This window comes from Corynebacterium sp. HMSC034H07, from assembly GCF_001815175.1.
Taxonomy (GTDB): domain Bacteria; phylum Actinomycetota; class Actinomycetes; order Mycobacteriales; family Mycobacteriaceae; genus Corynebacterium; species Corynebacterium hiratae.
Genome location: NZ_KV819523.1, coordinates 1 through 23,943 on the forward strand (window position 1 = coordinate 1; position 23,943 = coordinate 23,943).

At 57.3% G+C, this 23,943-nt stretch carries 23 protein-coding genes; 16 read left to right on the forward strand and 7 right to left on the reverse strand.

Annotated elements, in window-relative coordinates:
* The coding region (locus HMPREF3009_RS04620; protein ID WP_198531115.1) for an AbgT family transporter at positions 1–773 on the reverse strand (773 nt) is incomplete at its 3' end.
* Between the two features lie 29 nt (positions 774–802).
* Positions 803–2,011 (reverse strand): M20 family metallopeptidase, encoded by a 1,209-nt coding sequence (locus HMPREF3009_RS04625; protein ID WP_046649203.1) that lies wholly within the window; start codon positions 2,009–2,011, stop codon positions 803–805.
* 140 nt (positions 2,012–2,151) lie between these two features.
* Here HMPREF3009_RS04625 and HMPREF3009_RS04630 point away from each other — a divergent pair, with 140 nt between their 5' ends.
* Together HMPREF3009_RS04630 and HMPREF3009_RS04635 are read left to right on the forward strand one after the other, a co-directional pair.
* On the forward strand, positions 2,152–3,198 hold the full coding sequence (locus tag HMPREF3009_RS04630; protein ID WP_070680343.1) for an Lrp/AsnC family transcriptional regulator: 1,047 nt from the start codon (positions 2,152–2,154) through the stop codon (positions 3,196–3,198).
* 118 nt (positions 3,199–3,316) lie between these two features.
* Positions 3,317–3,823: a GNAT family N-acetyltransferase gene (locus tag HMPREF3009_RS04635; RefSeq protein WP_046649201.1), complete on the forward strand. Its 507-nt coding sequence runs from the start codon at positions 3,317–3,319 to the stop codon at positions 3,821–3,823.
* Positions 3,824–3,942: 119 nt separating this feature from the next.
* Here the strand turns inward: HMPREF3009_RS04635 and HMPREF3009_RS04640 are convergent, their stop codons facing one another.
* Together HMPREF3009_RS04640 and HMPREF3009_RS04645 are read right to left on the reverse strand one after the other, a co-directional pair.
* Complete coding sequence (locus tag HMPREF3009_RS04640) at positions 3,943–5,655, reverse strand: bifunctional metallophosphatase/5'-nucleotidase (protein WP_046649200.1); 1,713 nt, start codon at positions 5,653–5,655, stop codon at positions 3,943–3,945.
* A gap of 128 nt (positions 5,656–5,783) precedes the next feature.
* Positions 5,784–6,245 carry an ASCH domain-containing protein gene (locus tag HMPREF3009_RS04645; RefSeq protein WP_046649199.1) on the reverse strand — a complete coding sequence of 154 codons (462 nt, stop codon included), beginning with the start codon at positions 6,243–6,245 and terminating at the stop codon, positions 5,784–5,786.
* Between the two features lie 320 nt (positions 6,246–6,565).
* On the opposite strand from HMPREF3009_RS04645, the gene HMPREF3009_RS04650 reads away from it, so the two are divergent.
* The 8 genes from HMPREF3009_RS04650 (at position 6,566) to HMPREF3009_RS04685 (ending at position 15,322) form a co-directional block, all read left to right on the forward strand.
* Positions 6,566–7,759, forward strand: coding sequence for an ATP-binding protein (locus HMPREF3009_RS04650; protein ID WP_083312709.1), 1,194 nt, complete (start codon positions 6,566–6,568; stop codon positions 7,757–7,759).
* Between the two features lie 410 nt (positions 7,760–8,169).
* Positions 8,170–9,417: an arginine deiminase gene (locus tag HMPREF3009_RS04655; RefSeq protein ID WP_070680345.1), complete on the forward strand. Its 1,248-nt coding sequence runs from the start codon at positions 8,170–8,172 to the stop codon at positions 9,415–9,417.
* Between the two features lie 10 nt (positions 9,418–9,427).
* On the forward strand, positions 9,428–10,744 hold the full coding sequence (locus tag HMPREF3009_RS04660; protein WP_070680348.1) for an amino acid permease: 1,317 nt from the start codon (positions 9,428–9,430) through the stop codon (positions 10,742–10,744).
* A gap of 222 nt (positions 10,745–10,966) precedes the next feature.
* Positions 10,967–12,241, forward strand: coding sequence for a hypothetical protein (locus HMPREF3009_RS04665; protein ID WP_070517212.1), 1,275 nt, complete (start codon positions 10,967–10,969; stop codon positions 12,239–12,241).
* A gap of 36 nt (positions 12,242–12,277) precedes the next feature.
* Positions 12,278–12,850: a hypothetical protein gene (locus HMPREF3009_RS04670; RefSeq protein WP_070517209.1), complete on the forward strand. Its 573-nt coding sequence runs from the start codon at positions 12,278–12,280 to the stop codon at positions 12,848–12,850.
* 3 nt (positions 12,851–12,853) lie between these two features.
* Positions 12,854–13,447, forward strand: coding sequence for a hypothetical protein (locus tag HMPREF3009_RS04675; RefSeq protein WP_070517205.1), 594 nt, complete (start codon positions 12,854–12,856; stop codon positions 13,445–13,447).
* 244 nt (positions 13,448–13,691) lie between these two features.
* Positions 13,692–14,945 carry an ATP-binding protein gene (locus HMPREF3009_RS04680; protein WP_070517202.1) on the forward strand — a complete coding sequence of 418 codons (1,254 nt, stop codon included), beginning with the start codon at positions 13,692–13,694 and terminating at the stop codon, positions 14,943–14,945.
* Between the two features lie 29 nt (positions 14,946–14,974).
* On the forward strand, positions 14,975–15,322 hold the full coding sequence (locus tag HMPREF3009_RS04685) for a DUF2200 domain-containing protein (protein WP_070517200.1): 348 nt from the start codon (positions 14,975–14,977) through the stop codon (positions 15,320–15,322).
* Between the two features lie 34 nt (positions 15,323–15,356).
* Here HMPREF3009_RS04685 and HMPREF3009_RS04690 read toward each other — a convergent pair whose 3' ends face one another.
* Positions 15,357–15,587 (reverse strand): hypothetical protein, encoded by a 231-nt coding sequence (locus tag HMPREF3009_RS04690; RefSeq protein ID WP_070517199.1) that lies wholly within the window; start codon positions 15,585–15,587, stop codon positions 15,357–15,359.
* A gap of 1 nt (position 15,588) precedes the next feature.
* On the reverse strand, positions 15,589–16,431 hold the full coding sequence (locus tag HMPREF3009_RS04695) for a RelA/SpoT domain-containing protein (protein WP_070517197.1): 843 nt from the start codon (positions 16,429–16,431) through the stop codon (positions 15,589–15,591).
* A 316-nt stretch (positions 16,432–16,747) separates the two neighbouring features.
* On the opposite strand from HMPREF3009_RS04695, the gene HMPREF3009_RS04700 reads away from it, so the two are divergent.
* The 5 genes from HMPREF3009_RS04700 (at position 16,748) to HMPREF3009_RS04720 (ending at position 21,162) form a co-directional block, all read left to right on the forward strand.
* On the forward strand, positions 16,748–17,275 hold the full coding sequence (locus tag HMPREF3009_RS04700; RefSeq protein WP_070517195.1) for a hypothetical protein: 528 nt from the start codon (positions 16,748–16,750) through the stop codon (positions 17,273–17,275).
* Positions 17,276–17,335: 60 nt separating this feature from the next.
* A complete protein-coding gene (locus HMPREF3009_RS04705; RefSeq protein ID WP_070517193.1) occupies positions 17,336–18,289 on the forward strand; it encodes a DUF2891 family protein in 954 nt (317 codons plus the stop codon).
* Positions 18,290–18,329: 40 nt separating this feature from the next.
* The gene (locus HMPREF3009_RS04710) at positions 18,330–19,187 is read left to right on the forward strand and encodes a sortase family protein (RefSeq protein WP_070680355.1); all 858 of its coding nucleotides are present in this window, start codon (positions 18,330–18,332) and stop codon (positions 19,185–19,187) included.
* A 290-nt stretch (positions 19,188–19,477) separates the two neighbouring features.
* Positions 19,478–20,380: a hypothetical protein gene (locus HMPREF3009_RS04715; RefSeq protein ID WP_070680358.1), complete on the forward strand. Its 903-nt coding sequence runs from the start codon at positions 19,478–19,480 to the stop codon at positions 20,378–20,380.
* 179 nt (positions 20,381–20,559) lie between these two features.
* Positions 20,560–21,162: a hypothetical protein gene (locus HMPREF3009_RS04720; protein WP_070680360.1), complete on the forward strand. Its 603-nt coding sequence runs from the start codon at positions 20,560–20,562 to the stop codon at positions 21,160–21,162.
* 81 nt (positions 21,163–21,243) lie between these two features.
* On the opposite strand, the gene HMPREF3009_RS04725 is transcribed toward HMPREF3009_RS04720, so the two are convergent.
* The gene (locus tag HMPREF3009_RS04725) at positions 21,244–22,824 is read right to left on the reverse strand and encodes a peptide ABC transporter substrate-binding protein (protein WP_049155877.1); all 1,581 of its coding nucleotides are present in this window, start codon (positions 22,822–22,824) and stop codon (positions 21,244–21,246) included.
* A gap of 414 nt (positions 22,825–23,238) precedes the next feature.
* Between HMPREF3009_RS04725 and HMPREF3009_RS13710 the strand changes: the two genes are divergently transcribed.
* Complete coding sequence (locus tag HMPREF3009_RS13710; RefSeq protein ID WP_232760986.1) at positions 23,239–23,847, forward strand: hypothetical protein; 609 nt, start codon at positions 23,239–23,241, stop codon at positions 23,845–23,847.
* The last annotated feature ends 96 nt before the right edge of the window (positions 23,848–23,943 follow it).

Here is a 23,943-nt window from a genome sequence, read left to right on the forward strand (position 1 = left end):
CAGGTGTCTACCAAACAGGGGTCAGGTCCAGTGACGAGTCCTCCAACGAGCGTAAGGGCGAAGACGCACACAACGTTGAAGTACCAGTTTGCAACGGCTGTTACATGCGCCTCTGGGTCGACAATTCTCGCGGCTTCGGTGGTAATTCCCGCCAGCAGTGCATCAGTACCGGCAACAAAGAGGTTTGCGGTGAAACCAATGCCCGCACCGGCGAAGCCTGCAGCGACACCGGCAATGGGATTTCTTCCCGCGTGGTGAAAGACGATCCCGATCAAGGGCGGGATGACAACCATCGCAGCGTCGGAAGCGAGGTTGCCGATCACTCCAATGAAAACCGCCGCGTAAGGGAGGGCCGCGAAGGGCACTCGACGAACGGTCTTTTGCACGGCGTGCTGAATGTAGCCGACCTGCTCGGTCAAGCCAATGCCGAGCATCACGGCTAGGACTAGTCCCAGGGGCGCAAAACCGGTGAAGTTCTCCAGCATCGAAGTCAGGATGTACTCGATGCCTTCACCCGACAGAAGGCTACGAATATGGACGTCTTCCCCGGTTCCTGGGTGGGTGACCGAACCTCCGAAAGCATGGCCTATCGCAGACATTACCATGACTGCTAACGCCAGAATTACAAAAAGCAGGAAGGGATCTGGCAAGGCATTGCCGACCTTCTCGATCGTACGGAGAACATCTCGACCGAACTGACGAGTCGAGCGTGTGGATGACTTTTCCGCACTTTCTTGGGTGACCGGCGATGAGTGGGAGCTAGCGCTAGACATAGCCACTCCTTACTTAGTTTGCTGGGGTGTTATTCGTTGAAAGTTCGCTTCGCTTCTTCCACGACTTCGGGGTCGCGGAAACCGGCTAGCAAGGTGGCGGCGAGAATCAAAGCGCCGTCGATGATCGTTTTCTTTGCATCAGGACCATCGGCAGCTGCTGCGAACTCACGGGTATGAGGCGGGGCATCCTGGGTCAGGCGGATCATTGGGTGGATAGCAGGGACTACTTGGCTAACGTTGCCCATGTCTGTAGACCCAGAGAACAGTTCGTTCGGAGTAGTCTGGCGCCCAACAGCCGAAAACGCTGCTTCAGCGATGGTGACCAGAGTCGGGTTCGACTTCAGCGAAAGATAGGGCGGAGTAGTCGAGGTGATGCTCACAGTGCAGTCGGTGGCAAGAGCGCCAGCTTCGAAGCAATTCTTAACGCGCGGAACAACGCTCTCGAGAAGATAATCGGAGTCCGATCCACGCACGAAAGTCCGAATTCCAGTTAGCTCAGGAATTACATTTGGTGCTTGCCCACCGTTAGTGATGATCGAGTGGATTCTAATATCATCCTTGATCTGCTGGCGGAGAAGGCCGATCGCATTTAGCGAGAGAGTTGCTGCGTCGAGTGCGTTACGCCCGTCTTCCGGCGCAGCCGCGGCATGGCTGGCCTTGCCCTTGAACTCAACATCGAGAGCGACGCGAGCAAGGCTCCCTCCCCCGACCTTCTCCTCGTTGCTCGGGTGGATCATTACGGCGTAGTCAACCCCCTCGAGCACCCCATTCTCGATCAACGGGACCTTACCTGCCCCGCCCTCTTCACCGGGGCTGCCGATAACCACCAAGTGAGCGCCCGTCTTCCCATCGGCTTCCAAATCTGCCTTAGCGATTTTCGCTGCGCCCAAGCCGCTTGCTGCGATGATGTTGTGGCCGCAGGCGTGGCCTACCTCTTCCAAGGCGTCGTACTCACAAAAGACTGCCAGTGTTGGCGAGTCGGCGGTTGCACTGGCCGAAGACCATTTGCCGACAAAGGCCGTTTCAAGGCCTCCGAAACCGCGGGTGACCTCGAACCCGGCGTCCTCTAACTCAGCGGTAAGGCGCTTAGCGGCGTGGTACTCGGTGAAACGGATTTCAGGGTGATCCCACAGATCCTTGGCAACGTCGGCGAGGTTGTCGGCAAATTGGTTGGCGTAGCTTTGCAGCGAATCTACTAAGTCCTTGATGTTGGTCGAAGACGGCTCTTGCTCAAACATGGAACTCCTTGACAAACGGAAATGAGACATAGATGCAATCCGCGCAAGTTAATGCCATGGATCACATTGTCGAGGTATGTTATTTAAATAAACTTTCTGAAAGCTCTATTTGTTTGAATGACGTCTAAAAACAGGAGAATATGTTCGGTATGGACTCTGGGATAGATCCTGGAAAGACCATGATGTCGGAATTGGACTTCGCGGTATTTGATGCCCTTCAACGCAATCCCCGCGCGCCCTGGGCGGAAATTGCGCGGACAATTGGGGTAAGTGGCCCCACGGTGAGGCGACATTGGCACGCTCTGGTGGAGTCGGGAGCCGGTTGGATCGCTACCTACCCAAATAGGGTCCGTGGGTTGATGTGCTTCAGCGTGCGGGTCAAATGCCAGCCAGGGTTCGTCGAAGCGGTCGCCAAGCAACTTTGTCAGGTCCCAGAAGTGATGTCGGTAAGTGAGATGACCGGCGCGTACCAGATTCAGCTCATAGTCTTTGTTCCTGACAAGAGCCGCGTGCGCCCAGTACTCAATGTGTCCATAGGACAGGTCGAGGGCATATCCGAACTAATCATTTCACTAATGTCGGATGTCCAGATTGAAGGTGCTCAGTGGAACAGCGGCACCCTTGGCCGAATCGAAAAATCGCCCAACCAATACAAGTTCCCGGAAGTAGAGTTCGACGAACGCGTGGAAAAGACGCTTCGTGTGTTGGAATGCGATGGACGAGCCGGCGCCTCGCGTATTGCTTCATCTTTGGGTCTCGGTAACCCACAGGCCCGACGGATTGTTAAACAGTTCCTCTCACGGCGGGTCCTTATCCAGCGAGTGGAGGCTGCACCGCTCCACGACGAATGGCCTGGGGTGCTGGCCCTATGGCTGCTGGTCCCGCCGGCTAAGCTCGACGAGGTAGTCACGAAGATCAAGACCTTTCCAGACGCGCGCTTGTGTACAACACTGGTAGGTGGGGAAGCAAACCTCTACGTCATCTTATGGCTAAGGTCCTTCAGCCAAGCCAACGAAGTGGAATCTGACGTAGTCCGCGGCTTACCGACTCGCGTAGTCAGCCGCAGCATCCTCCTGCAACACCACAAGAGGGCGGGAGTTCTCCTTGACGAAGAGGGGCGGAAAATCGGCCACGTCCCCTGGACCGATAGTCCTTCACTGCATGCACATGTATTACATGCGTGCTGATCGTGAGGAACCCTCGTTTAGTGGACACTAAGCAGATGAGTTTGATGGGAATTGAAGGGGTTTCACCGCGTGATTGGATAACCTGGGAGTCCTGTAAATTTCAATGAAAGGAACCCCTATGAATCAGGATTTCGCCCTCCAGACCCCACGGCTCGCATTGTCGGTGCCTACAGATGCCGATATTGACGCCATCTTTGCCATTCATTCGGACGCCCGCACCTACGAGCACCGCCCTGAATTGGCTATGAAGACTAGGGAGGAAGCCGCGGAGCTGGCACGCTCGTGGCAACAGAATTGGAGTGAAAAACAGCTGGGCTACTACGTGGTGTCCACTCACGATGGAACGACCATTGGCTTTACCGGCGTGCGTCATAGCGAAGAAGCCGGTGAGGAAGTGCTCAACCTCTACTACCGCTTCGCACCCGAATCGCAAGGCCAGGGCTATGCCAAGGAGGCCGCAGCCGCTGCGGTTGCCAATGCGCGCGAGCGTTTCCCGCAGCTCCCAGTCGTTGCGATAATCGACCCCACTAATGAAGCGTCGATTGCCCTAGCATTGAAGCTCGGACTTCAGCACGTCCCCGGCGCAGGAGTGCCGGGCGACTACGAGGTGTATCGACTGGGCTGATAAAAAGAATTACCTCATCAAGGTCTATGCCACATTGACGAAGAAGCTCAACTTATCACTCGCAGCTCAGCCACTCTTTTGGTACGTGGGAATGACTCCGTAGAACTGAAATACCCTGGTTATTGATGCAGTCCCTGCAAGGGGAAGTGATCCGAAGGAAGATTTAGTTGCCACGAGCCCGGCAAGAAGGTCTTCAGATAGCGAACAATCCCATCCAGTACAGACTTGGGAGTGAACGCAATGAAAGCACCCGCCAGTGCAGCGATCACCCCGATAGCAACGGCTGCTCCACGCGAAGAACCAATCGATGATTCTTCTGTCTTCCCACCGTCTGCTGGATCGTTTGGCTCATCAGGAGTCTTCAAAGGTGAGAGCTCACCATGCCGCTTGATGTACTCGGAGAAGACATCGACGTCGATTGCCGTGCCAGTAGAAGTAACACGCGCATCGCTGAATGAATCGATCTTGTCGCCACCATTCACCACGTAATTGCTAATGGCCAGTGAGTACGTGGAATTCATGTCCATTGACGTGCCATCATCGAGCTTTATCGCCCTGACGCGCTCACCGAATGGCGCATTCATGTCGTAATCAAACGTGAATCCGGCAGTCCGTGGGAAGCCATTCCCACCATCCGGATTAGATTCAATACCCTTTTCCAGTGCATCTTTAATCTGTGCGCCCGTTGCTTGAATCGCGATTGGTGAGTTACCGAAAGGAAGCACCGATTGCGCATCGCGACGGGTCAAGGTCCCTTCTTTCATGTCAGCACGCTGGCCGCCACCGTTCTGCCATCCGAGCTGAGTATCGAAATGTTCGCGGTATGCATCCGCTACCAACGGGCCTAGTTCTGCTTTTGATAAAGCCTGCGTCGCAGTACCAAGTTGCTCGCCCAGTTGACGGTCTAATTCACCGTAGAGTTTCTCGCTGCGTGCCTTCCACTCTTCGTTAGCAGGAAGCGATGGATTGACCGGATGGTTCACTACCTTCACCGTGGTCTTCTGCGTGGAACGGTCAACGGTGACGTCGAGGTGAACCAACGTTCCATAATCAGCACGCGGTGCGATAATCGGCCGATCATCTGCGGTGTAGGTTACTTCTTCCGGTGATTGCGCCTCGTTTTCTTCACGCAGCGCTGCTGCAAGCTCGGGAATCTCTTCCATTACCCGAGTGGTGTCTTCTTTTGAGATCTGGCTCAGCAAAACGATCGCATCAACGCCTTCTTCTTGGAGCTTGTTAACCCCGGCGCGTGCGGATTCAGCGAAGTCCCCCGTCACGACATCCTTGGCAGCTACGGTTCGATCAAGGTCGGCAGTAAGAGAAACAAACCCGACGGTGAGTTCACCGGATTTAGCAGTGAAGGTGGTCCCGTCATCGCTGATCGGCTCGCCATTCTGGGTAGTCAGGTTGCTGGAAATCCACGGAAACTCGGCCTTTTCGATAAGGCTACGAGTATGGTCCACGCCGTAATCAAAGTCGTGGTTGCCAAAGTTGCCGACGTCCACGCCGAGTTCGTTAAAAGCCTCGACAAATGGCTCACCGCGAAAGACTGAGCCGAATAGGCTGCCGGCAGCAAGTTCTCCACCAAAGGCGACGATAGGGTCGCCTTCTTCTTGGCGGATATTCTCAAGGGCAGTTGCTAGGTAGGCGATGCCGCCTTGGTGGCTCCCGTCATCCCAGGCTCGGGGCTCAAACTCCTTCATGTCCTGGAAGTAGACAACGTCTCCGGTCGCTACTGCCGCCTGACCTGGGTCCGATTCAGCAGCGATAGCGTTAGATGCGTTGAGAGAAAGAAGAGCAGTCAAAGCAAGAATGGTGTGACGATTGCGCATAGAGGCATTCTGCCTAACGCGGCTAGAGGTTCCCCGACCTTGAGGCAAAATCTAGATGAACATTCATAGTCCAGATGCTTACCGCTGGGCACGAGCTACGAAAACGCCTAGACCACGGGCATGTCCCTTCAGGAATCCCACGGCTCCAATGCCCTAACCGGGTACCGCCCATCAACGGTGAAACGCTGACACACCACCTGAGTGTCATCGTTGATATCTAGCTCTCCGATGTACTCAACGAACTCGGGTGAACGCCAGAACTGCTCGTGCCCGGCGCGCCAGTCGCTGGCGTCGGCGTAGCCCTCACCCTCGGCGATGGCGTGCTCGTCGCTGACGTCGGCAAGCCGGCGGACCTCGACCTCGGTGGTACGGATGACGCACACCACGTTGTCGTGTGAGTCGAGGACGGCCTCTAGGGTGCCCACATCCTCGCGCGGGTCGCGGCCGCGCGGGTGCTCAACCAGCAAGGATGACGTGGTGGTTTTCGTGCCGTTCAGGATGGCGGTAACGAGGGCGTCGCGAAGCGGGCCGGGGAAGGCAAACTCGCCACGGGGCAGTTCCGATATAGGTTTCAAAGCATCCTGAGTCATACGTTTACAGTACGTGGCTCATGAATGCTGTTAACCAAGCACGTGCTAGCTTGCCGTTTCGCCCGACTGGACGTTCGACCCGCGCGTTCGAATTCTTCGCAACGATGTCCAGCCCCAGCCCTAATGTCAACGATGCCCCTACACGGAAGGCTGGGAATCCGCCCTTCTTCCCTATCACTCCGGGGCCGCGCCGCCACTTCCCATTGCTTATCGGTGCGGCCCCTCTTTCAAACTTCACAGCTCTTCATAAACTTCAAAAAATTCAAAAACTTCATAAACTTCACAAGACTTCAAAAGCTTTGTGGTCTAGAGTGAGTGCCATGAATCCGAAACACACCAACCCTTTTACGGCTACCCTCGGCGCCACTCCCCCATTGCTGGTTGGCCGCAGTGATGCCATTCGTGATTTCGGTTTCGCGCTCGATGAGGGCCCCGGCGCCCATGAGAGGATCTCGCTCATCATCGGCCCTCGCGGCATCGGAAAGACAGTCCTTCTTAACGCCTTCGAAGACGAAGCGCTCGAGCGCGGTTGGCTCACGCTCAGTGACACTGCAACGGCCGGCTTTGTAGAGCGCTTGCGCAGCAGTATCATTCAGCTCTTGGCTAAGGAGAGGAAGCAGCTCAAAGGCCTCAACGTCTCCATCCTCGGCATTGGAGGCGGGCTCAATTGGGATACTCGAGCTATTGCAGAGTCCACTTATTCACTGCGCAATGCACTAAAGGATTTACTGGCTTATAAGCGCGAACTCGACCGAAAATCCCGCCAAGAACCCGGTGGTGTGCTCGTGACATTAGATGAGATGCACCACCAACGCAGCCAGGAGCTCATAGAGTTCGGCAGCACAATTCAGCATCTGGTTCGCGAAGGTGAAGACATCTCCGTTGTCATGGCGGGCATCCCATCTTCAATTAGACCGTTGCTATCCGGAAAGCTGAACAGTCGCGGCGATGCCAATCCAGTAACCTTTCTTCGCCGCGCCAACCGCATTGAGCTAGGCAGGGTCTCCGATTCGGATGTTCGTGAAGCACTTGCCGAGCCCCTTCACAGCGCCGCCACCTCATGGTCACAGGATGCATTGGATACCGCGGTTGAAGCGTGCCATGGATATCCATTCATGATTCAGCTAGTCGGCCAGTGCTCATTCAGGGAAAAGGAACGCACGTCGGATGGAGGCGCCGAAATCTCCGTCGACGCTGCCCGGCGCGGAGTCGCAACTGCACAGCGCAAGCTCGGCCAACTTGTTCATGAGCCCGCACTCTCGGATCTCTCCCCCGTCGACCGAAGCTTTTTGGTTTACATGACCCAAAGCGATGGCCCTTCCAAGATGGCGGATATCAAGGCACGCTTCAATAAGACTGATTCTTATGTAGGCAACTATCGCCGCCGGCTTCTCGACGCCGAAATGATCACCACCACGGGCCACGGCGAAGTCGACTTCGCCTTGCCGTACTTACGCGACTACCTCCGCGAGCACGCAGCGAGTCTCATAGCCGAAGACTTCGACTCCCAATAGTGAGCACACGCTCGCCCCGGAGACTGCACGCCACAACTACCCCCAAGCGTTTACTTCTCTACTATTCGGGCAGAGTTTCCATTCCTTTCAAAATTATTCATCTAGCTCACCAGGCAATGCCGCCCCTGCCAGCGCGGGTGTTGTCGCAGTGGTGGAGGGATGGGGCGTCGGCAAGCGTGGCGTGAAACCGCACCATGCGCACGCCAGGACCGTGTGAATAAACGCGGATAATAGTATGCACACAGCCGCAAAACCTGCGTCTACGTGGTCTTTTCCTCACTGGCGGGAGCTTGAAAAAGTTCAAACTTATCTTAGAATTGTCACCTAGTTCACAATCACCTCTTGCGGTGCCACCTCTCACTACCACGTGACTAACACGGTGCACCGCACGCAAAGAAAGGTTCACTCAGATGGCAACTCCCCCATTGGGCGTCTGGTCCGAGGTCGGCAAGCTTCACCAAGTAATGGTGTGTGCGCCGGGGCTCGCGCACGAAAGGCTTACTCCCAACAATTGCGCCGAGCTGCTTTTCGACGATGTCCTCTGGGTCGACGAAGCCAAGAAGCATCACGCGGAGTTCGTCGCCCAGCTGCGCAGCTACGGCGTCGAAGTGCTGGAGATGCACAAGCTTTTAGAAGAGACCCTGGATACCCCAGGCGGGCGGGATTTCATCCTCGACTACAAGCTGCTGGATAAGAACGTCGGCGCGGGCATCGGTGGCGAGCTGCGCCACTGGTTCAATGAGATGCCCACGGCACGCCTGGCCGAACTTCTCATCGGCGGGCTGCCCTTCGCCGAAATCCCGAAGGGCTTAGGCCACGGAACCATCGACGCCATGCGTGAGGTCTACGGGCCGTCCGCTTTTGCGCTGCGCCCTCTGCCCAACACACAGTACGCGCGCGATAACTCGGCGTGGATTTATGGTGGGGTCTCCCTCAACCCCATGCGCATGCCGGCACGCCACCAGGAAACGCTGCTGACCCGGGCTATCTACAACTATCACCCGCGGTTTGCGCAGGCAGATTTCCAATTCTGGTACGGCAATACCGATGAAGAGCCGGGGCTGGCGGCTCTGGAGGGCGGAGACATCATGCCGATTGGTAAGGGCATCGTGCTGGTCGGCATGGGCGAGCGCACCACGTGGCAGGGCGTGAGCCAGCTGGCCATGCGGCTCTTCGAGGAAGGTGCGGCGGAGAAGATCATCATCGCCGCCATGGCCGCTGACCGCGCCTCGATGCACTTGGACACCGTGCTCACCTTCCTGGATGCCGATAAGGTCACTGCCTACCCCAAGGTTGTGGACACCATCCGGCCCATCGTGTTGCATCCCTCCACAAGCACGGCGCCTTTCGACGTCGAACTGCCCACCGACTCCTTCCTCGATGTCGTTGCCCAGGCACTCGGTATTGGACGCTTCGAGGTCATTGAAACCGGCGGGGACGTTTATACCGCTGCGCGTGAGCAGTGGGATGATGCCAACAACGTCGTGGCCATTGAACCTGGCGTGGTGGTGGCCTATGACCGCAACAAGCACACCAACAAGAAGCTGCGGGCTGCCGGCATTGAGGTAGTGGAGATCGGCTCGGCAGAGCTGGGGCGCGGCCGAGGAGGCGGGCACTGTATGACCTGCCCAATTGTCCGCGAGGCCGTCGATTACTAGAAAGTATTTTATGACTTCGTCCAAAGCCGACACCACTGCACAGACCACCGACCCGGGGGATTCCACACAGTCTGCGAGCACACCACCGAAGTCCGAAGGCACGGCGCTGAGTTGGGTTCTTGCGCTTTTTGGCACCGCGATGGGTGCCGGAATCCTCTTCCTGCCGCTACAGGCAGGAGCCTTTGGCTTCTGGCCGCTCGCCTTCGCCACGGTGATCATTTTCCCTTTGGTGTATTTCTCCCACCGCACTTATGCCCGCATTGTCGCCGGTGCACCCACCCAGGACTACGGGCTGGACATCTTGGAACTGGTGCGCAAGTACCTTGGACGCAACACAGGTTTGTTCGTGGCGTTGATGTACTCCCTGGCCAACATCCCCACGGTATTCATCTATGCCATCTCCGTAACAAATGCCATCGACAGCTTCATTGTTAACCAGCTCCATGGACCTTCCATCAACCGCTGGGTTCTTTCAGTGCTGTGCGTGGGCACTCTCACCGGCATTTTCGCTATCGGGCGCAAACCTATGCTCTGGTTGGCACAAATTCTGGTTTATCCGCTCATCATTTCGCTTGCGGCAACGTCGATCTACCTCATCCCCCAGTGGGATTTTCATTCCTTCCTGGACGTGGACTACAAAGACGGAAGCTGGTCATATATCTTGCTCGGCGCCGTTCTTATTCTCCCCGTACTGGCTTTCTCCTTCTCCCACATGGCGGCGCTATCGCAAATGTCAGTGGATATGCAATCCACTTACGGCAAGAACACCGAAAAGCAAGTCTCGCGCATTGAGCTCTACACGGCCGCGCTGCTGGTCATCTTCACCATGTTCTTTGTCTGGTCATGCGTTTTGGCGCTGGGAGCTGACGGTATGCGGGAGGCTTCCGAGCAAAACATTCCGGTGTTGTCCTACTTTGCCAATGTCACCGGAGTTCACGCGCTGGCCGTGTTGGCCCCATTAATTGTCATCTTCGCCATCGTGACCTCCTACTTTGGAACAATGCTCGGCGCAGAAGAAGGTACCGCCTACATGGTTGGCCTGCTGGCTCCGCGTACAGCAAACCGGGTCAACCGACGTACATTGCTAACCATTGTCTACGTCTTCATTTTCATCACCGGCACTGCGGTCTCCGTGTTTAATCCGCCGATTCTCAATCTCATCTACCTGGTGGGCGGCGTGTTTGATGCAATTCTCATCTTCTTGCTGCCGGTGTACATGTTTCACAAGGTCAAGGAGTACAAGAAATTCCGGAATGACCCATGGAATTACTTTGTCTTTGCCCTGGGTTCAGTCATTTTGGGCATTACCATCTGGGACCTGTTCTAAGAACAAAAGCCGCCTCCCCGGCGTGCGACTACCCTCCATATTGGGTAATCACAAGTTTGTGAACGAAAGGTCAAAAGGCTGGAAGGAAGTTACTTTACACCCCTAACTTTTCCTTGAAGGCCCGCACAAACCTATTGCCGGACTACCCAGCGCCTCCTAAGATGTACCCAGATTTTATGAATCTTTCCTTACTCTTTAACAAAATATAAGGACGGTACACAGGTGCTTATTAAGGGACTGCGTGCGCTTGCACCGCTGGCGGCAGCCGCGGCCTGCATTACCCCTGCGGCACAGGCGGCCGACATTCCGCCCATGCCACAGGCCTACCCCATTACTAACCTCTACAAGAGCTGCAGCGCAGCAGGCGAAGACAACGCCACACCCGAGTGGCACTTTGCCGAAACCGGCCGCCGTTACTTGAGCGACGGTACCCTGCAGTTCAAGAACACCACTGACCAAGAAGTGCCCTATACCGCTTCGGTAGAAACGGGCACCAACCACAAGATTGAAGCCAACTCCAAGGCCACGATGCCTTCCGGGTGGGACACCACGGCCAAGTCCGATATCGGATTGAAGCTAAGCAACGGCTGGCAGGAGAAGGAAACCTTCGGCCCTATCACGCTCAAGCCGGGCGAGTCCTTCCGCGTGGAATACGGCGTGATGGAAAAGGACTTCATCTCTATGTTCGTCGGTTGTAACGACGACCGCCTAGAGAACATGCCGGGTGCCAACGTCATCCGCGGCAAGGGCCCGGCCGAGCGCTATGCCTTTGCCTACATCATCAAGGCGGACGGCTCCGTTTCGGACCTGGCCATGGAGATCCCTTCCCGCTCCCCGGGCGCGAACTCCAAGCCCATCGAGGGCAACTACACCTCCGTATCTGGCCCCAGTCTGGAAAAGATTGCGGATCCGAAGAAGGATGAAATCATGCAGCCTTCCGAGGAACTGCAGCGCGATCCCTCCTGGCCCAAGGAGGGCGAGACCTGCGAGGGCCGCGATAGCTCCTGGTACCCGCTGGATATCACCGCGGTGGCGCCGACCTTCCGCAAGCCGGGCTACTCCACGGACTTCCTCAACTGGTCCAAGGGTGACTATGAGTATGCACCGGTTACTGACTTCGTCGTCGGCGCGGAGCACGCCCCCTACACCAACTGGCAGGGCAACCGCGGCGATATTCCGAAGGGCTGGCTGGAATCCGTCGGCGCGGTCAAGCGCGCCTACATGCCGGTGGGAACCGAGCTGCAGCACATCGACCTGGCCCCTGGTGAGCGCGTGCGCGTGGAGTACGGCACCACCATGACCCGCATCAACTACCGCGAAATCCACTGCGGCAAGGACGGAAAATACAGCCTGACCTCCAACTACAAGCAAACCACCGCTCCCAGCGGCTTCTGGGCGGAGGCCACCATCACGGGCAAGGACGGCTCCACTCGCACCGAGGACGTCACCCCGGAGGAGTACCGCAACCTTCCTGTTCCGACCCAAACCATCTACTAAGCACTTCCCTACTTTTCATCCAAGGAGTACACCCACATGTTCAAGACCAAGATTGCTTCCACCACCGCCGCCGTGGCCATCGCCTGCGGCCTGATCGCTACCCCAGCCGCCAACGCTCTTCCGGCACGTGACCTGGGCCCGGCTAACCCGACCACCATTGGTGAGCACTGCACCAACCCGGGTGATACCGGCCAGACAGTAGAGATCAAGCGCACCTACTTCGACGGCTCCGCTGGCTCCTGGACCATCTCCAACTACAACGATGAGCCGCTGCCGGTGACCCGCTCCATCAAGGAAACCAAGACCAAGACCTGGAACGTTTCCGCCGGCGTGGACTTCAAGCTGCTGGATCTGATCAACTTCACCTTCTCCTCCAGCTACACCGACTCCCAGTCCTACGAGGTCGGCGAGCAGGTCGGCCCGTACAACATCGCCCCGGGCAAGACCGCCGTCATGCGCGCTGGCTGGGTTGTCTCCGACTTTGAGGGCCAGAAGACCATCTGCGGTTCCGATAACACTTGGCAGGCCAACGGTGAGACCTTCACCGCTACCTTGCCGAAGGAGCGCCACGTGGAGGTCTCCACCCGCGACAACAACGATTGGGGCTAAGTCGTGCTGAAGAAGTCCATCGCGCGCACTGCCGCGAGCGCTTTCGCTGCGCTGAGCCTGCTGGCGGCCGCTCCCGTTGCCCACGCCGCGGACTTCGGCGGGGACTTCGAGCTGCCCCAGCGCTGGAATGAGGACCACAAGCCGGGCACTCACTGCGCAACACCCGGTGAGAACGGCACCTATGTCACCGCCACCCGCCGCTGGTTCAAGCAGACGGATGCCACCAGCGTGGCCAACCGCAACGATGAGCCCGTTCCGGTCAGCCACACCGTGACCCAAGCGCGCACGCAGACGATCGAGATCTCCGGCTCCATCAAGGGCGAAGACGAGCTGGCCAAGGTGCTCACCCAGACCTACGGTTTCACCTACGTTCACGAGCAGCACTGGAAGCTTGACCAAAAGGTCGGCCCGTACACGCTGCCGGCGAACTCCCAGGGCAAGCTGGTGTGGGGCTTTACCATGCTCGACACTGACGGCCAGGACGTACGTTGCAACGCTGATCAGGAATGGGAGGCTGTGGGCAAGCCCTACTCCGCCACCGTTCCGGAGGCGCGCTACTCCGAGCTGCAGCTTGGCGACGCCCCCGTCTGGAACTAACTGAACTAGCTCACCTCCCCCAGGCCCCGCCACAGAGGGCACCCCTCGCGCTGCTTTACGACGGCTGAGGGGTGCCCTCTTTTCAGCGTTTCATAGCGTGATCGAACGGCAACGCAAGCATTGCAGAACGGCAACGGCCCCCTTGCAGAACGGCAACGCGGGAATTGCAGAATGGCAATGAGTTCTTTGCAAAACGGCAACGAGAGCCTTGCAGAACCGCAACATCGCAGGTAGATTGACTGTCATGACTGATTCTTTTCTACATAGAAACGCACAAGATCTGGCGGAGGAAATCCTGTCGGATACGCCTGTGCTGACCATTTCTGGCGCACGCCAGGTAGGAAAGAGCACCCTCGTTCATCAATTGCTCGAAGATAAAGAGCATAGGTTCTTTAATCTTGATGAGAGCGCTTCGCTGGCATCTGCACAAGAGGACCCAGACGGGTTTGTCAGGCAGATCCCCGAGGGGACACTAGCAATTGATGAAATTCAACGCGCGCCCGAGCTCTTTCGCGCAGTCAAAGGCGCACTCGAAGAAGATCGACGACCAGGACGCTTTATCCTCACCGGGTCGTCGAATCTCCTCAGTCTCACAGGAGCTGAAGAGTCGCTCGCTGGCCGTGCAGAAACAATCCGCCTTCACGGCCTTAGCGTGGGTGAACGCTTGGGCATCTACGATGACTTTGCCGGACGGGTGTGGTCATTAGGGGATTCAGGGCTGAATCCCACGTTTACTCCTTCCCGGAGTGACTACTTTCAGCTCTTCTGCACACCGAGTTTCCCAGGGCTTAGAGATGCTAGCCGGCGGCGACAGCACCGCTGGTTCGACGCCTACATTGAACGAGTACTGTCGAAGGATGCTGCCGAGCTCTACGGCATTCAATTCCCCGACCGCTTGAGCAATCTTCTCAACAAGTTGGCGGCACAAGGAACTGCGGAGCTTGTAGCTGCACACATTGGGCGCGCGCTCGATATTCCTCAACGCTCGGTCCCTACCTATGTGACTGCATTGAGTGACGTATTCTTGCTCAACCAGTTGCCGTCTTGGGGAACCAATCTAGAGAAGCGGGCAATTTCTAAGCCCAAGGTCTTTCTTTCGGATACCGCACTTGCTACAAGCCTTGCAGGACTCGATCCAGAGGCTTTGGAGATGAATATCTCCAGCACGATCACTGGAGGTATCTGTGAAGCTTTCGTCGCCAACGAGCTCTTGAAGCAGAAGGCCTGGTCTTCGATTGACTATCGCCTCTTCCACTTTCGTACGTCCACTGGCAAAGAAGTGGACCTCGTATTGGAATCGCGATCCCGGGACATCGTTGGCATCGAAGTCAAAGCTGCGATGTCGATCCAGCCGAAAGACTTTGCCGGCCTGCGCTATCTTCAGCAGGTTGCAGGCGCTTCCTTCCGCGCAGGAATCGTCCTGTATACGGGCAAAGACGTCCTACCAATGGGCAAGAACCTATGGGCAATGCCCATTTCCACGCTGTGGCACGGCTAAACCAGCAACAATGGATATACTGCGCCCCTATGTCCCACCGCATCTTTTCCGTGCCCTTCGCCGACATCTACCCGCACTACGTCAACAAAGTAGAGCGCAAAGGCAGGACTGTCAACGAGCTCCACGAAGTTATCTCCTGGCTCACTGGCTATTCAGTTGAGGGCTTAGAGCGGGCGCGAGAGGAGAAGGTCACCCTCGAGGAATTCTTCGAACAGGCACCACATCTCAACCCGTCCCGCTCACTTATCACCGGGAGCGTTTGCGGATACAAGGTGCAGGACATCGAGGACCCGCTGATACAAAACATTCGATACATGGACAAGCTCGTTGACGAGCTCGCCAAAGGCAAGGCCATGGAGAAGATCCTGCGCAGCTAATCTCTTCTCGCAGCGCTATTCAGAGCCGCCGGACTTAAGCCACAAAAGGGTACGGCGGCGCGGTTTTCTCACGGAAGAAGTAACGCGCATGCGTGTGCCGGACGGATTCCAAGTTCGTAGCACCAATAGCAACGAGTTCAACATCGGGGTCATCGTTGATTTGATCAAGGTCATGACGGGCAAGAGTTGCCTCAGTCAAGGTTCCAAACTCGGTAACATTCAATGCACCCGTCGGGCGGTGATACTTGATGAGAAAAGCCGGCATGCTATTCGCTCCTTTCCGACCCATTGTCTGCCCATCTCTTGTCGAGCCGACTAATGAATCTATCCAACATCGTAGAAGTCTTTTGCCGCAATAAACGGGCTTCACGCAGCCCTACTGTTTCGAGGATATGCTCGGCAAACGGAGGGGAAAGCGCATCGAAATACCTCTCCACTTTGTACACAACGTCTGAAAGCTCATGGAGTGAGCGGACCTGGGTATTGAATTGCCGCGGTACTTGCTCACCAAACTCCAAGTATCGAATGCCCCGACCGTATAAGTCACCAGCCAGTTCGTAGAGGTTGGCCCATCGTGATTGGAGTGCTGTGCGTAGTTGGAACTCGGCACGGCCTGCCGGAGAATAAATGTGCAGATGGATCGCCCGATACCCAGAGTGCGGCTTTTCTCTCATATCCTGAATTTTGACGCGAGCAGCGCCTTGCTCTTCAAGGTCTTGGGCAAGTATTTCAGCGACTCTTGTTTGCTCCGAAAGCGAGACATCAAAGTCCATTCGCACTCCCGAAAAATCGTGGATGCTCTCCAGCGGAAAGCTCGGCATTCTCCTTAGTTTCTCAACAAGCACTGGCCGGGTCTTAACCCTCGATCCTACGAAGAAACGATTCGAATCCGGCTCCACAACGGCATTTGTCGAACGCTCCAGTGGCACACCCGATTTACTCAATGCTGATACGGCCAAGGACTCAAGATGGTCGCATAAGGCAGACTGTTGAACCAATATGAGCCGGTATAGCCCCTCATCGATCTCTTTCCCAGCGCGCAGCGCACTGCCTATTCGATGTATCTGCCCTTTACTAAAAGTTGTCGGCTTTTGTTCTAAGAACCTCATGGCTCCCCCTCGTGAGTTGTGCAGCAGTCCTCTTCTGTGAACTGCATCCTATGCTGTGGACACCCTTGCGCCCCACAATGAACCGATTCCCCAACGCTTCAAATGTCTGCTTTACACATTAGAAAGAAGCTAAGACAATAACTCACACAATCGCTCCTTTGTTCGACTGCCTCGAAAATTACCAGCCGAATTCTGGCTATACAGTCAGGAAAGAATGGTTTGTTGACCAACAGAACCCTCCCATTTTTCAGCGCTCGGACGCGTCCCGCGATACAGTAAAGCCGCTTCCCTACTTTCCCTATTGAAGGAGACTTCTATGAATTCGTGGCATCGCCGGTCCGGCCTTGGAATGGCAACAGTCATCGCCGCAGGCCTCGTAGCGGTTCCTACTGCGACGGCACAGGAGCTCAACGTGGAATCCTCTCGGTGCTTGCGCGAAGACTGCTTCAGCGCATTTAGCAGCAAGGCAGACGGGGCCGAAGAGTACAAGCCATCTGAAGAAGATGAAGCCCGGGCTAAAGAGATGTGGCAGAACGCTGAAGACGCCCGCCTCAAGCTGGAAGAGCTAAAGAACTCCGGCGCTTCAGCGGAAGAGATAAAAGCAGCCGAAGAGGAATATCGGTCCGCCTCCCAGGCATGGGGCGAGTTCAACATGGATATCAACGTCAAAGACGCGCTGCGCGACGAGCATGAGCACGAACTTGAACAGATTGACGCGAAAGAAAAGCGCCTCTCCCTGCTCGCAGCCGGTGGCGTCGTTGCTCTCGTCACCGCGGCGGTGGCTGGGCTTGCTAAAGCAGCAGAGTTTTTCCTCCCGCAGTTGAAGGCTGCACTTTCCCTGTAGCACACAACCACGAAACTGCAGGTCGTGATAGATGTCCGGGGTCTCTGTCATACTTGACGCATGACCACGCTAGAGAATTGGGCCAAAACCTGGGCGGAGACAATTGTGGACGCCCTCGAGCGCGAATTTCCCGCCGCAATGCACCACACGAGCAGCTCAGCTGATGATTGCACCGTGCGCCCACGCGAGCTGCACCCCAGTTTCTACGGCTGTTTCGACTGGCATTCCAGCGTCCACATGCAGTATTCCGGGGCGCTGTTGGATACCATGCTCGGGCCCAAGTCTCCCACCAGTCTTGCCACGCTCCTCGACGATCGCCTCAGCCCCCAAGCCCTCACCATCGAATACAACTACCTTGTCGAACACCCCGGGTATGAGATGCCCTACGGGCGCGCTTGGCTGTTGCAACTAGCCTCCATCCGTCCCAGCGAATCGATGGACAAGCTCGTCGAGCTCACCGCGCAGCACTGCCACGACTGGCTCGGTTCACTCAACCAACCAGTACTCCACGGCATGCACTCCAATACCGCCTTCAACCTTTTCCTCATCCTCGAGGCCGCGGAGAAGATCGGGCAGGATTCGCTGGCGGATTCGGTGCGCAAGGCTGCGGTTCGCCTTTTCGGCGATGACCGCGCCTACCCACTCGAGTGGGAGCTGTCCGGGCACGATTTCCTCTCTAACGGATTATCTGAGGCTCTGCTCATGTCGCGCGTTCTCCCGGACTTCCCGCAGTGGTTCGACGGTTTCCTCCCCCACCGCGCCGAAGCACTGGATTTCCTTACCGATATCCCAGAAGTACTCGACCCGACCGATGGCCGCTTAGCCCATCTCTACGGCCTGGCACTCACAAGGGCGTGGATGATTGTTGAGCTCGCCGAGCATTTCGACGCCTCGGCCCTGCCGCGCGCCGAAGCCTTGGTGGCCAGCGCGCGGCCGCAGCTTGTCGACGGCCACTTCATGTCCACCCACTGGCTTATCACCTATGCGCTGCGCTATCAGCTTGCCGTCGGGTAGTACTGTATTTTTCTAATCATCTATCCCTCAGGAGCACACCATGGATTCTCGCTACTCGGCGCGGCGCGATAACTACCGTCTGCCGGAAGAGGGAATCCGCATCGATCTCCGCGCAGAACGCGCCCGCCGCCGAAGCCGCTCCTCGTACGGCCGCGCGGGGGCCGTCGCCAAGCAGCAGCCCCACCGCCCACGACGCCGGTCAAACCAGGTCACAGCGCGCCATCGCAAGCCCAGCGACAGCCGTGGCCTCCACCTCGTAGCCATTGTGGCGGTGGTGCTGGTCGGCATTATCGCCGCGCTCAAGCTCAATCAGGAACCAGACACACCCGCACCGCAGCCCACAGAAGTAGCAACGGAGCCTGCTACCGTCATCGAGCCCTCCCCCGCGGTGGAGATGTACATCCCAGCGATTGATGTGCGCGCAAAATTCGAGGAAGGTTCCTGCCGGGTCAAGGACAATAAGATCAACCCGGACTCCATGAATAAGGCCTGTACCTATACCGCAGAGGACAAGCCCTATTCGCTGCCCGGAACGGACTCGCCGGACATCGTGGTCATTGCTGGTCACACGGGCGCGGGTGTGCCGGCGGTATTCAATAACCTCTACGACGGCCGCGCCGATGAGCACAAGGCTGCGGTGGGCGACAAGCTGTATCTGCGCACGCAGAATTCCGGCGAGCAGTGGCTGGTGTATACCGCAACAGATCTGCACGATCCCTCCAAGGAGGGCCTTGAGCAGGACGAGAGCATCTGGGGCACCGATGCCAAACCCGGCCGCTTGCTCACCATCAGCTGCATTCAGCCGGCCAACCCACTGGCTTCTGCAGTGCGCAACGCGGTGGTGGGCTGGCAGTTTGAGGGCGTAACAACCGCACCTGAGACTGCGCCCCAGAACTAGGCTCCGCCTGTTTTTACCCAATAACGGGGGGATGCCTGTTTACGCAGGTCATTGTCGAACATTCGCACAACCAGCAGGACCACATTAGCCACGACTCTTAGGCAATGACCAGCCGCTTTAACCCCCAGCACGATACCCCGTAGCGATCGAACACTCGGCATGCGTGGCGGGACTTCCATCCCGAAAGTTGCGGATTACCACATTGTAACCCCTGTGACTGATGTGAGAATTGTGACTATTGTGGTTCTGGTCTGATGAACTACCTCTCACAAACCCACTAGGAGACACACATGAAGCGCATCCACCGCACTCTGACCGCAGCCGCACTGGCTGGCTCCCTCGCACTGGGCGGCACCGCCGTTGCCTCTGCACAGATTCCGGCGCCGGCTGAGTTCGAACTCGATGGCACTACCTACCAGCGCCAGGCTGACGGCACCTACAAGAGCACCAATCCACTGGGCTCCGTCTCCCTCACCGCAGAACAGGCACAAGCTGCATGGGAGCGCCTGCAGGAAAAGCAAGCCCCCGCCGACAACCCCGCCGAGGATCCAGCAGCCCCGGTTGATGAGGACTCTCAGGACAACGCCCCTGCACCGGCCAACCCAGACCCGGCGCCGGCCGGCCCGTCCCAGGTTGACTACCCGATCGACAACGGCAGCGATGCTCCTAAGAATGACCCGGAGAAGCCGGAGGCTGGCGGCGAGAAGCCCGAGACCGGCAACGAGAATCCGGGGGCCGGTGAGGACAAGGACAAGCCTGTTACTCCTCCTTCTGGAGAGACCGATCCGACGGGCGGCTCCCAGCCCCCGGCCGGTTCCGCCGAGGATTCCGATTTCGACGCCAAGCAGCTGGCATGGCTGGCTCTGCCGGCCGCCCTCGTTATCGGTGGCGTGACCTGGTACCTGGCCAAGGACGGCAAGACCTACGTGAAGTCCCAGGAGGCAGCCCAGAACGACGCCCCGAGTGCCGAGGAGAAGGCCGCTTCCGAGCAGATGCTCAAGGAGAACAAGGACGAGGTCATCGCCCAGGGTGGTCAGGTTGCCGAAAGCACCGCCGAGAAGTCCCAGGTACAGTCGCGCGGTATCTCCGCTGAGACCGGTTCCAACACCGTTGCTCGTGGCCTCGCCGCACTGGCCATCGCAGCCATGATTGCAGCTGGTGCTTTCGCCGCCCGCCGCAAGTTCTTTATCTAAGAGTCCCTGCGCCGCGTTCCCCGCGTGCCTCCAGGCCTTACCTTGAAGAGCCTGGAGGAACGCGGTTCTCGCGGTTTTGTGCTTAGCGCTTGAGGTAGCGTTAATATAGTTGAATAGCCCCTGCACACCAAGGGTTTTCTATCTTTCACTTTCCTTCGCTCTATTTCTAGGAGAATCCCATGAAGAAGGCTTCACTCGCTCTCGCCACCACCGCCCTGGCAGGCTCTCTGTGTGTTATTGGCTCGACCATCGCCACCGCCGACGAGTCCACAACAAACGCCACCAACACCTCGGCTACCGAGATCAATTTCTGCTGGGCTCCAGCCGAAGAGTTCACCACCACCATCGAGGACACCGAGCACACCTTCAAGCAGGAGGAATTCGGACTCTGGCGCGCCACTGACAATGAAGAATTGACCCTCGACCGCGCCGAGGTCATGGCGATTGCCAAGGACAACGCCGCTGCCTGTGGCAAGCAGGACACCGCAGCCGCTGAAATCAAGGAGTCTCTGGCCAAGAACCCGCCGAGCTCGACGACGTCGACGACGACAACGCCGACCACCCCGACGGAGAAGCCCGCAGAGCCAGCGGATGAGCCTTCGCAGGCGCCGACCGGCACCAATGAGTCCAGCTCCTTTGATGAAGCCCTCAGCTCCAAGGACGGCGAGCCGACCGATCTTGGCATCGCTGCCATCGTCGCTGCTGTCTTGGGCGTCATCGGCGCCATCGCTGCTGTCGCTCCGAGCGTGGCAAAGCCCCTGGGCATCAAGCTGCCCTTCTAATAGCTCCAAAAGCTCACGACAAAGCGCTCCTCACCACCAATCGTTGAGGAGCGCTTTTCACGTAGCAGGACGTGTATCGATCTACTTCAGAGTCACCTTGTAATACAGCGGCTTCGACTTCCACGTAAAGATCACATCATCGACACGCTCGGAGTAGCCACCAGTGGAGTTGGTGTACCACAGCGGGATTGCTGGAAGGTCCTTCATGAGTACCGCTTGGGCATCGTTGACCCGCTCAACGCTCTCCTCTTCGTTGGCTGCCGCCGCCGCTTTCTGCAGAAGCGAATCAAACTCGGGGTTGGAATAGTCGGCGTCGTTAGTCGCAGCACCTGTGGCATACAGCGGCTCCAAGAAGCTCGACGGCGACGGGTATACCGACTGCCAGCCGGTGCGGAACGCACCCTCGATCGTCTTGTTCGTGACCTCATCGCGCAGCGATTTGAAATCCGGATACGGCGCTGGCTGCGCATCAATGTCAAGGGTGTTTCGAATGAAGTTCACGACAGCATCGACCCACTCCTTGTGACTACCGTCGGAATTGTACGCCACGGTGAACGGCCCCTTGAATGGCTTCATCTCCTCCGCCTTGGCCCACAGCTCGCGCGCCTTGTCCGGGTTATAGGTCAGGACCTCGTTGCCAGGGATGTCTGTGGCACCGTCGTTAAGCACAGGCGATGTGAAATCCACCGCCGGAGTGTTCGTCCCTTGGAAAATGGTCTGGGTAATCTCCTCGCGGTCAATGGCCATGGACAGTGCTTGTCGACGCAACGCCCCCGCCTCCCCACTAAAGTTCTCATCCCCGGCGGGGATAGTAATGGACTGGAAAATTGCAGCAGGCTCGTTCACTGCGCGCTCGCCGAGATCAGTTTCAAAGTTGGCCATGGCCGAGGACGGAACCGAGTCCAAAACATCCAGGTTCCCCGAAAGCAAGTCAGCATAGGCCGCACTGGCGTCGGCATAGAAAACGAAGTTCAGACCATCGTTCTGCGCCTTGCGGTCACCTTCATACTTCTCGTTGGGAACGAGGATCGCATTCTGGTTATGGTTCCATTCCTGCAGCTTATAAGGTCCACTTCCCACTGGGTTTTGGCCATAGGCGTCGATGTCATCGAAGGCTGATTCGTGCATGGGGAAAAAGACGGAATAGCCCAAACGAGTCTCGAAATCCGCTGTGGGCTCATCAAGTTCAATGGTGAACGTCTTCTCATCGACAACCTTGAGCCCTTCCATACTCCCTGCTCCTTCCTCGTAGCCCTTGATGGGCTCGAAGAAATAGGCAGAGAGCATGCTGTTCTTTACAGCGTTGTTCCACGTATCGACGTAGTCCTGGGCACGCACCGGGGAGCCATCGGAGAACACCGCATCCTCCTTGAGCGTGACCTTGTACGTCACGTCATCGGTCTTCTCGATGCTCTCTGCTTGGTCGTTGTGCACCTCACCGTTCTCATCGAAGTACACGAGTCCCGAGTAGATGAGGTCGATGAGCGTTGCACCCGGCACATCGCTGGTATCTGCAGGAATGAGCGGCTTTTGGGGTTCGGTGGAGTTGGTACTGATGAAATCAACATCCGCCGCATCACCGGATCCATCTCCTCCGCATGCGGTCAGGCCAGCTGCTGCGACAACAGCGGCGAGGCTCGCGCCGACTTTTGTCCATTGCATGAGTTCTCCTTAGGGATATCACGTGTGTGAATTCTCTCATAACAATACGGCGATATGTTGCGCTTCACTCAATAAATGCACTCTCCGCCGCCGGAGACTTTCACAGATCCCCTGTGTAACGCCTGTCAACATCCTCAGCACCTACCCCACGCCTTCTCTCCGACCGCACCACCGCCATACAGTCTTTTTCGCGTTTTTGTAGCGCCATAACCGCGCCAGCAAACATTATTGCGCGCTGATAAGCCCTTGGCAGCTGTCATGGAATACCCATATAACCTTTCACAGTTTGACCAATCCTTTTCCGGCCTTCGTTAGCATGTGGGAGGTCGAATTCAGTAAGCGATAACGAACATCGCCTGATGACGGCTTTTCACTTTCATAAGACGTCCCCGATCTATTCCCAGGAGAAATAATATGAAGCGCATTTCCCGCAACCTCACCGCTGCCGCTCTGGCGAGCTCCCTCGCACTGGCTGGCGCCACCGCCGCCAACGCGGAAGAGAACACCACCGTGAACCCCGACGGCATCACCACCACTGACACCGAGAACGGTGGCGGCGAGGCCGGCAACACTGACACCGAGAACGGTGGCACCGAAGGTGGCGGCGAGGCCGGCGTAGGCGAGACCGGCGGTGACGACGAGGCCAACCCGGGCAAGGACAACGAGGAGAATCCGGTCCCGGGCGAGGGCGAAAACGGCGACGACGAGACCACCACGAACCCGGGCGAGGGCGAGAACACCCCTGGCGACGGCAAGAAGCCGGAGGAGGGCACGAACCCTGGTGACGGCAAGAAGCCGGACGACGGCACGAACCCTGGTGACGGCAAGAACCCGGACGACGGCAAGAAGCCGGAGGAGAACAAGGAGAAGAGCTCCTTCGACGACATTAAGGCCAAGCTGTCTTCCGAGGAAGGCAAGCCGACCGATCTGGGCATCGCCGCCATCGTCCTCGGCGTCCTTGGCGCAATCGCTGCTGCCGTTCCGGCCGCTGCTCAGGCTCTGAACATCAAGCTTCCGTTCTAATCACTGAAGCTTGAACGTCCTAAGGGACGTCGTTAAGCACACAGGCACCCCCACCACCATCGCGTGGATTGGGGGTGCCTTTGTGTGTTCATGGGG

What these genes read in the sequence shown, in the direction of transcription:
- HMPREF3009_RS13710 (WP_232760986.1), top strand. Translation starts at nt 23,239, where the DNA reads ATGAAGCGCATTTCCCGCAACCTCACCGCTGCCGCTCTGGCGAGCTCC.
- HMPREF3009_RS04650 (WP_083312709.1), top strand. Translation starts at nt 6,566, where the DNA reads ATGAATCCGAAACACACCAACCCTTTTACGGCTACCCTCGGCGCCACT.
- HMPREF3009_RS04685 (WP_070517200.1), top strand. Translation starts at nt 14,975, where the DNA reads ATGTCCCACCGCATCTTTTCCGTGCCCTTCGCCGACATCTACCCGCAC.
- HMPREF3009_RS04630 (WP_070680343.1), top strand. Translation starts at nt 2,152, where the DNA reads ATGTTCGGTATGGACTCTGGGATAGATCCTGGAAAGACCATGATGTCG.
- HMPREF3009_RS04695 (WP_070517197.1), bottom strand. Translation starts at nt 16,431, where the DNA reads ATGAGGTTCTTAGAACAAAAGCCGACAACTTTTAGTAAAGGGCAGATA.
- HMPREF3009_RS04705 (WP_070517193.1), top strand. Translation starts at nt 17,336, where the DNA reads ATGACCACGCTAGAGAATTGGGCCAAAACCTGGGCGGAGACAATTGTG.
- HMPREF3009_RS04640 (WP_046649200.1), bottom strand. Translation starts at nt 5,655, where the DNA reads ATGCGCAATCGTCACACCATTCTTGCTTTGACTGCTCTTCTTTCTCTC.
- HMPREF3009_RS04680 (WP_070517202.1), top strand. Translation starts at nt 13,692, where the DNA reads ATGACTGATTCTTTTCTACATAGAAACGCACAAGATCTGGCGGAGGAA.
- HMPREF3009_RS04690 (WP_070517199.1), bottom strand. Translation starts at nt 15,587, where the DNA reads ATGCCGGCTTTTCTCATCAAGTATCACCGCCCGACGGGTGCATTGAAT.
- HMPREF3009_RS04670 (WP_070517209.1), top strand. Translation starts at nt 12,278, where the DNA reads ATGTTCAAGACCAAGATTGCTTCCACCACCGCCGCCGTGGCCATCGCC.
- HMPREF3009_RS04635 (WP_046649201.1), top strand. Translation starts at nt 3,317, where the DNA reads ATGAATCAGGATTTCGCCCTCCAGACCCCACGGCTCGCATTGTCGGTG.
- HMPREF3009_RS04660 (WP_070680348.1), top strand. Translation starts at nt 9,428, where the DNA reads ATGACTTCGTCCAAAGCCGACACCACTGCACAGACCACCGACCCGGGG.
- HMPREF3009_RS04715 (WP_070680358.1), top strand. Translation starts at nt 19,478, where the DNA reads ATGAAGCGCATCCACCGCACTCTGACCGCAGCCGCACTGGCTGGCTCC.
- HMPREF3009_RS04710 (WP_070680355.1), top strand. Translation starts at nt 18,330, where the DNA reads ATGGATTCTCGCTACTCGGCGCGGCGCGATAACTACCGTCTGCCGGAA.
- HMPREF3009_RS04720 (WP_070680360.1), top strand. Translation starts at nt 20,560, where the DNA reads ATGAAGAAGGCTTCACTCGCTCTCGCCACCACCGCCCTGGCAGGCTCT.
- HMPREF3009_RS04700 (WP_070517195.1), top strand. Translation starts at nt 16,748, where the DNA reads ATGAATTCGTGGCATCGCCGGTCCGGCCTTGGAATGGCAACAGTCATC.
- HMPREF3009_RS04725 (WP_049155877.1), bottom strand. Translation starts at nt 22,824, where the DNA reads ATGCAATGGACAAAAGTCGGCGCGAGCCTCGCCGCTGTTGTCGCAGCA.
- HMPREF3009_RS04625 (WP_046649203.1), bottom strand. Translation starts at nt 2,011, where the DNA reads ATGTTTGAGCAAGAGCCGTCTTCGACCAACATCAAGGACTTAGTAGAT.
- HMPREF3009_RS04645 (WP_046649199.1), bottom strand. Translation starts at nt 6,245, where the DNA reads ATGACTCAGGATGCTTTGAAACCTATATCGGAACTGCCCCGTGGCGAG.
- HMPREF3009_RS04655 (WP_070680345.1), top strand. Translation starts at nt 8,170, where the DNA reads ATGGCAACTCCCCCATTGGGCGTCTGGTCCGAGGTCGGCAAGCTTCAC.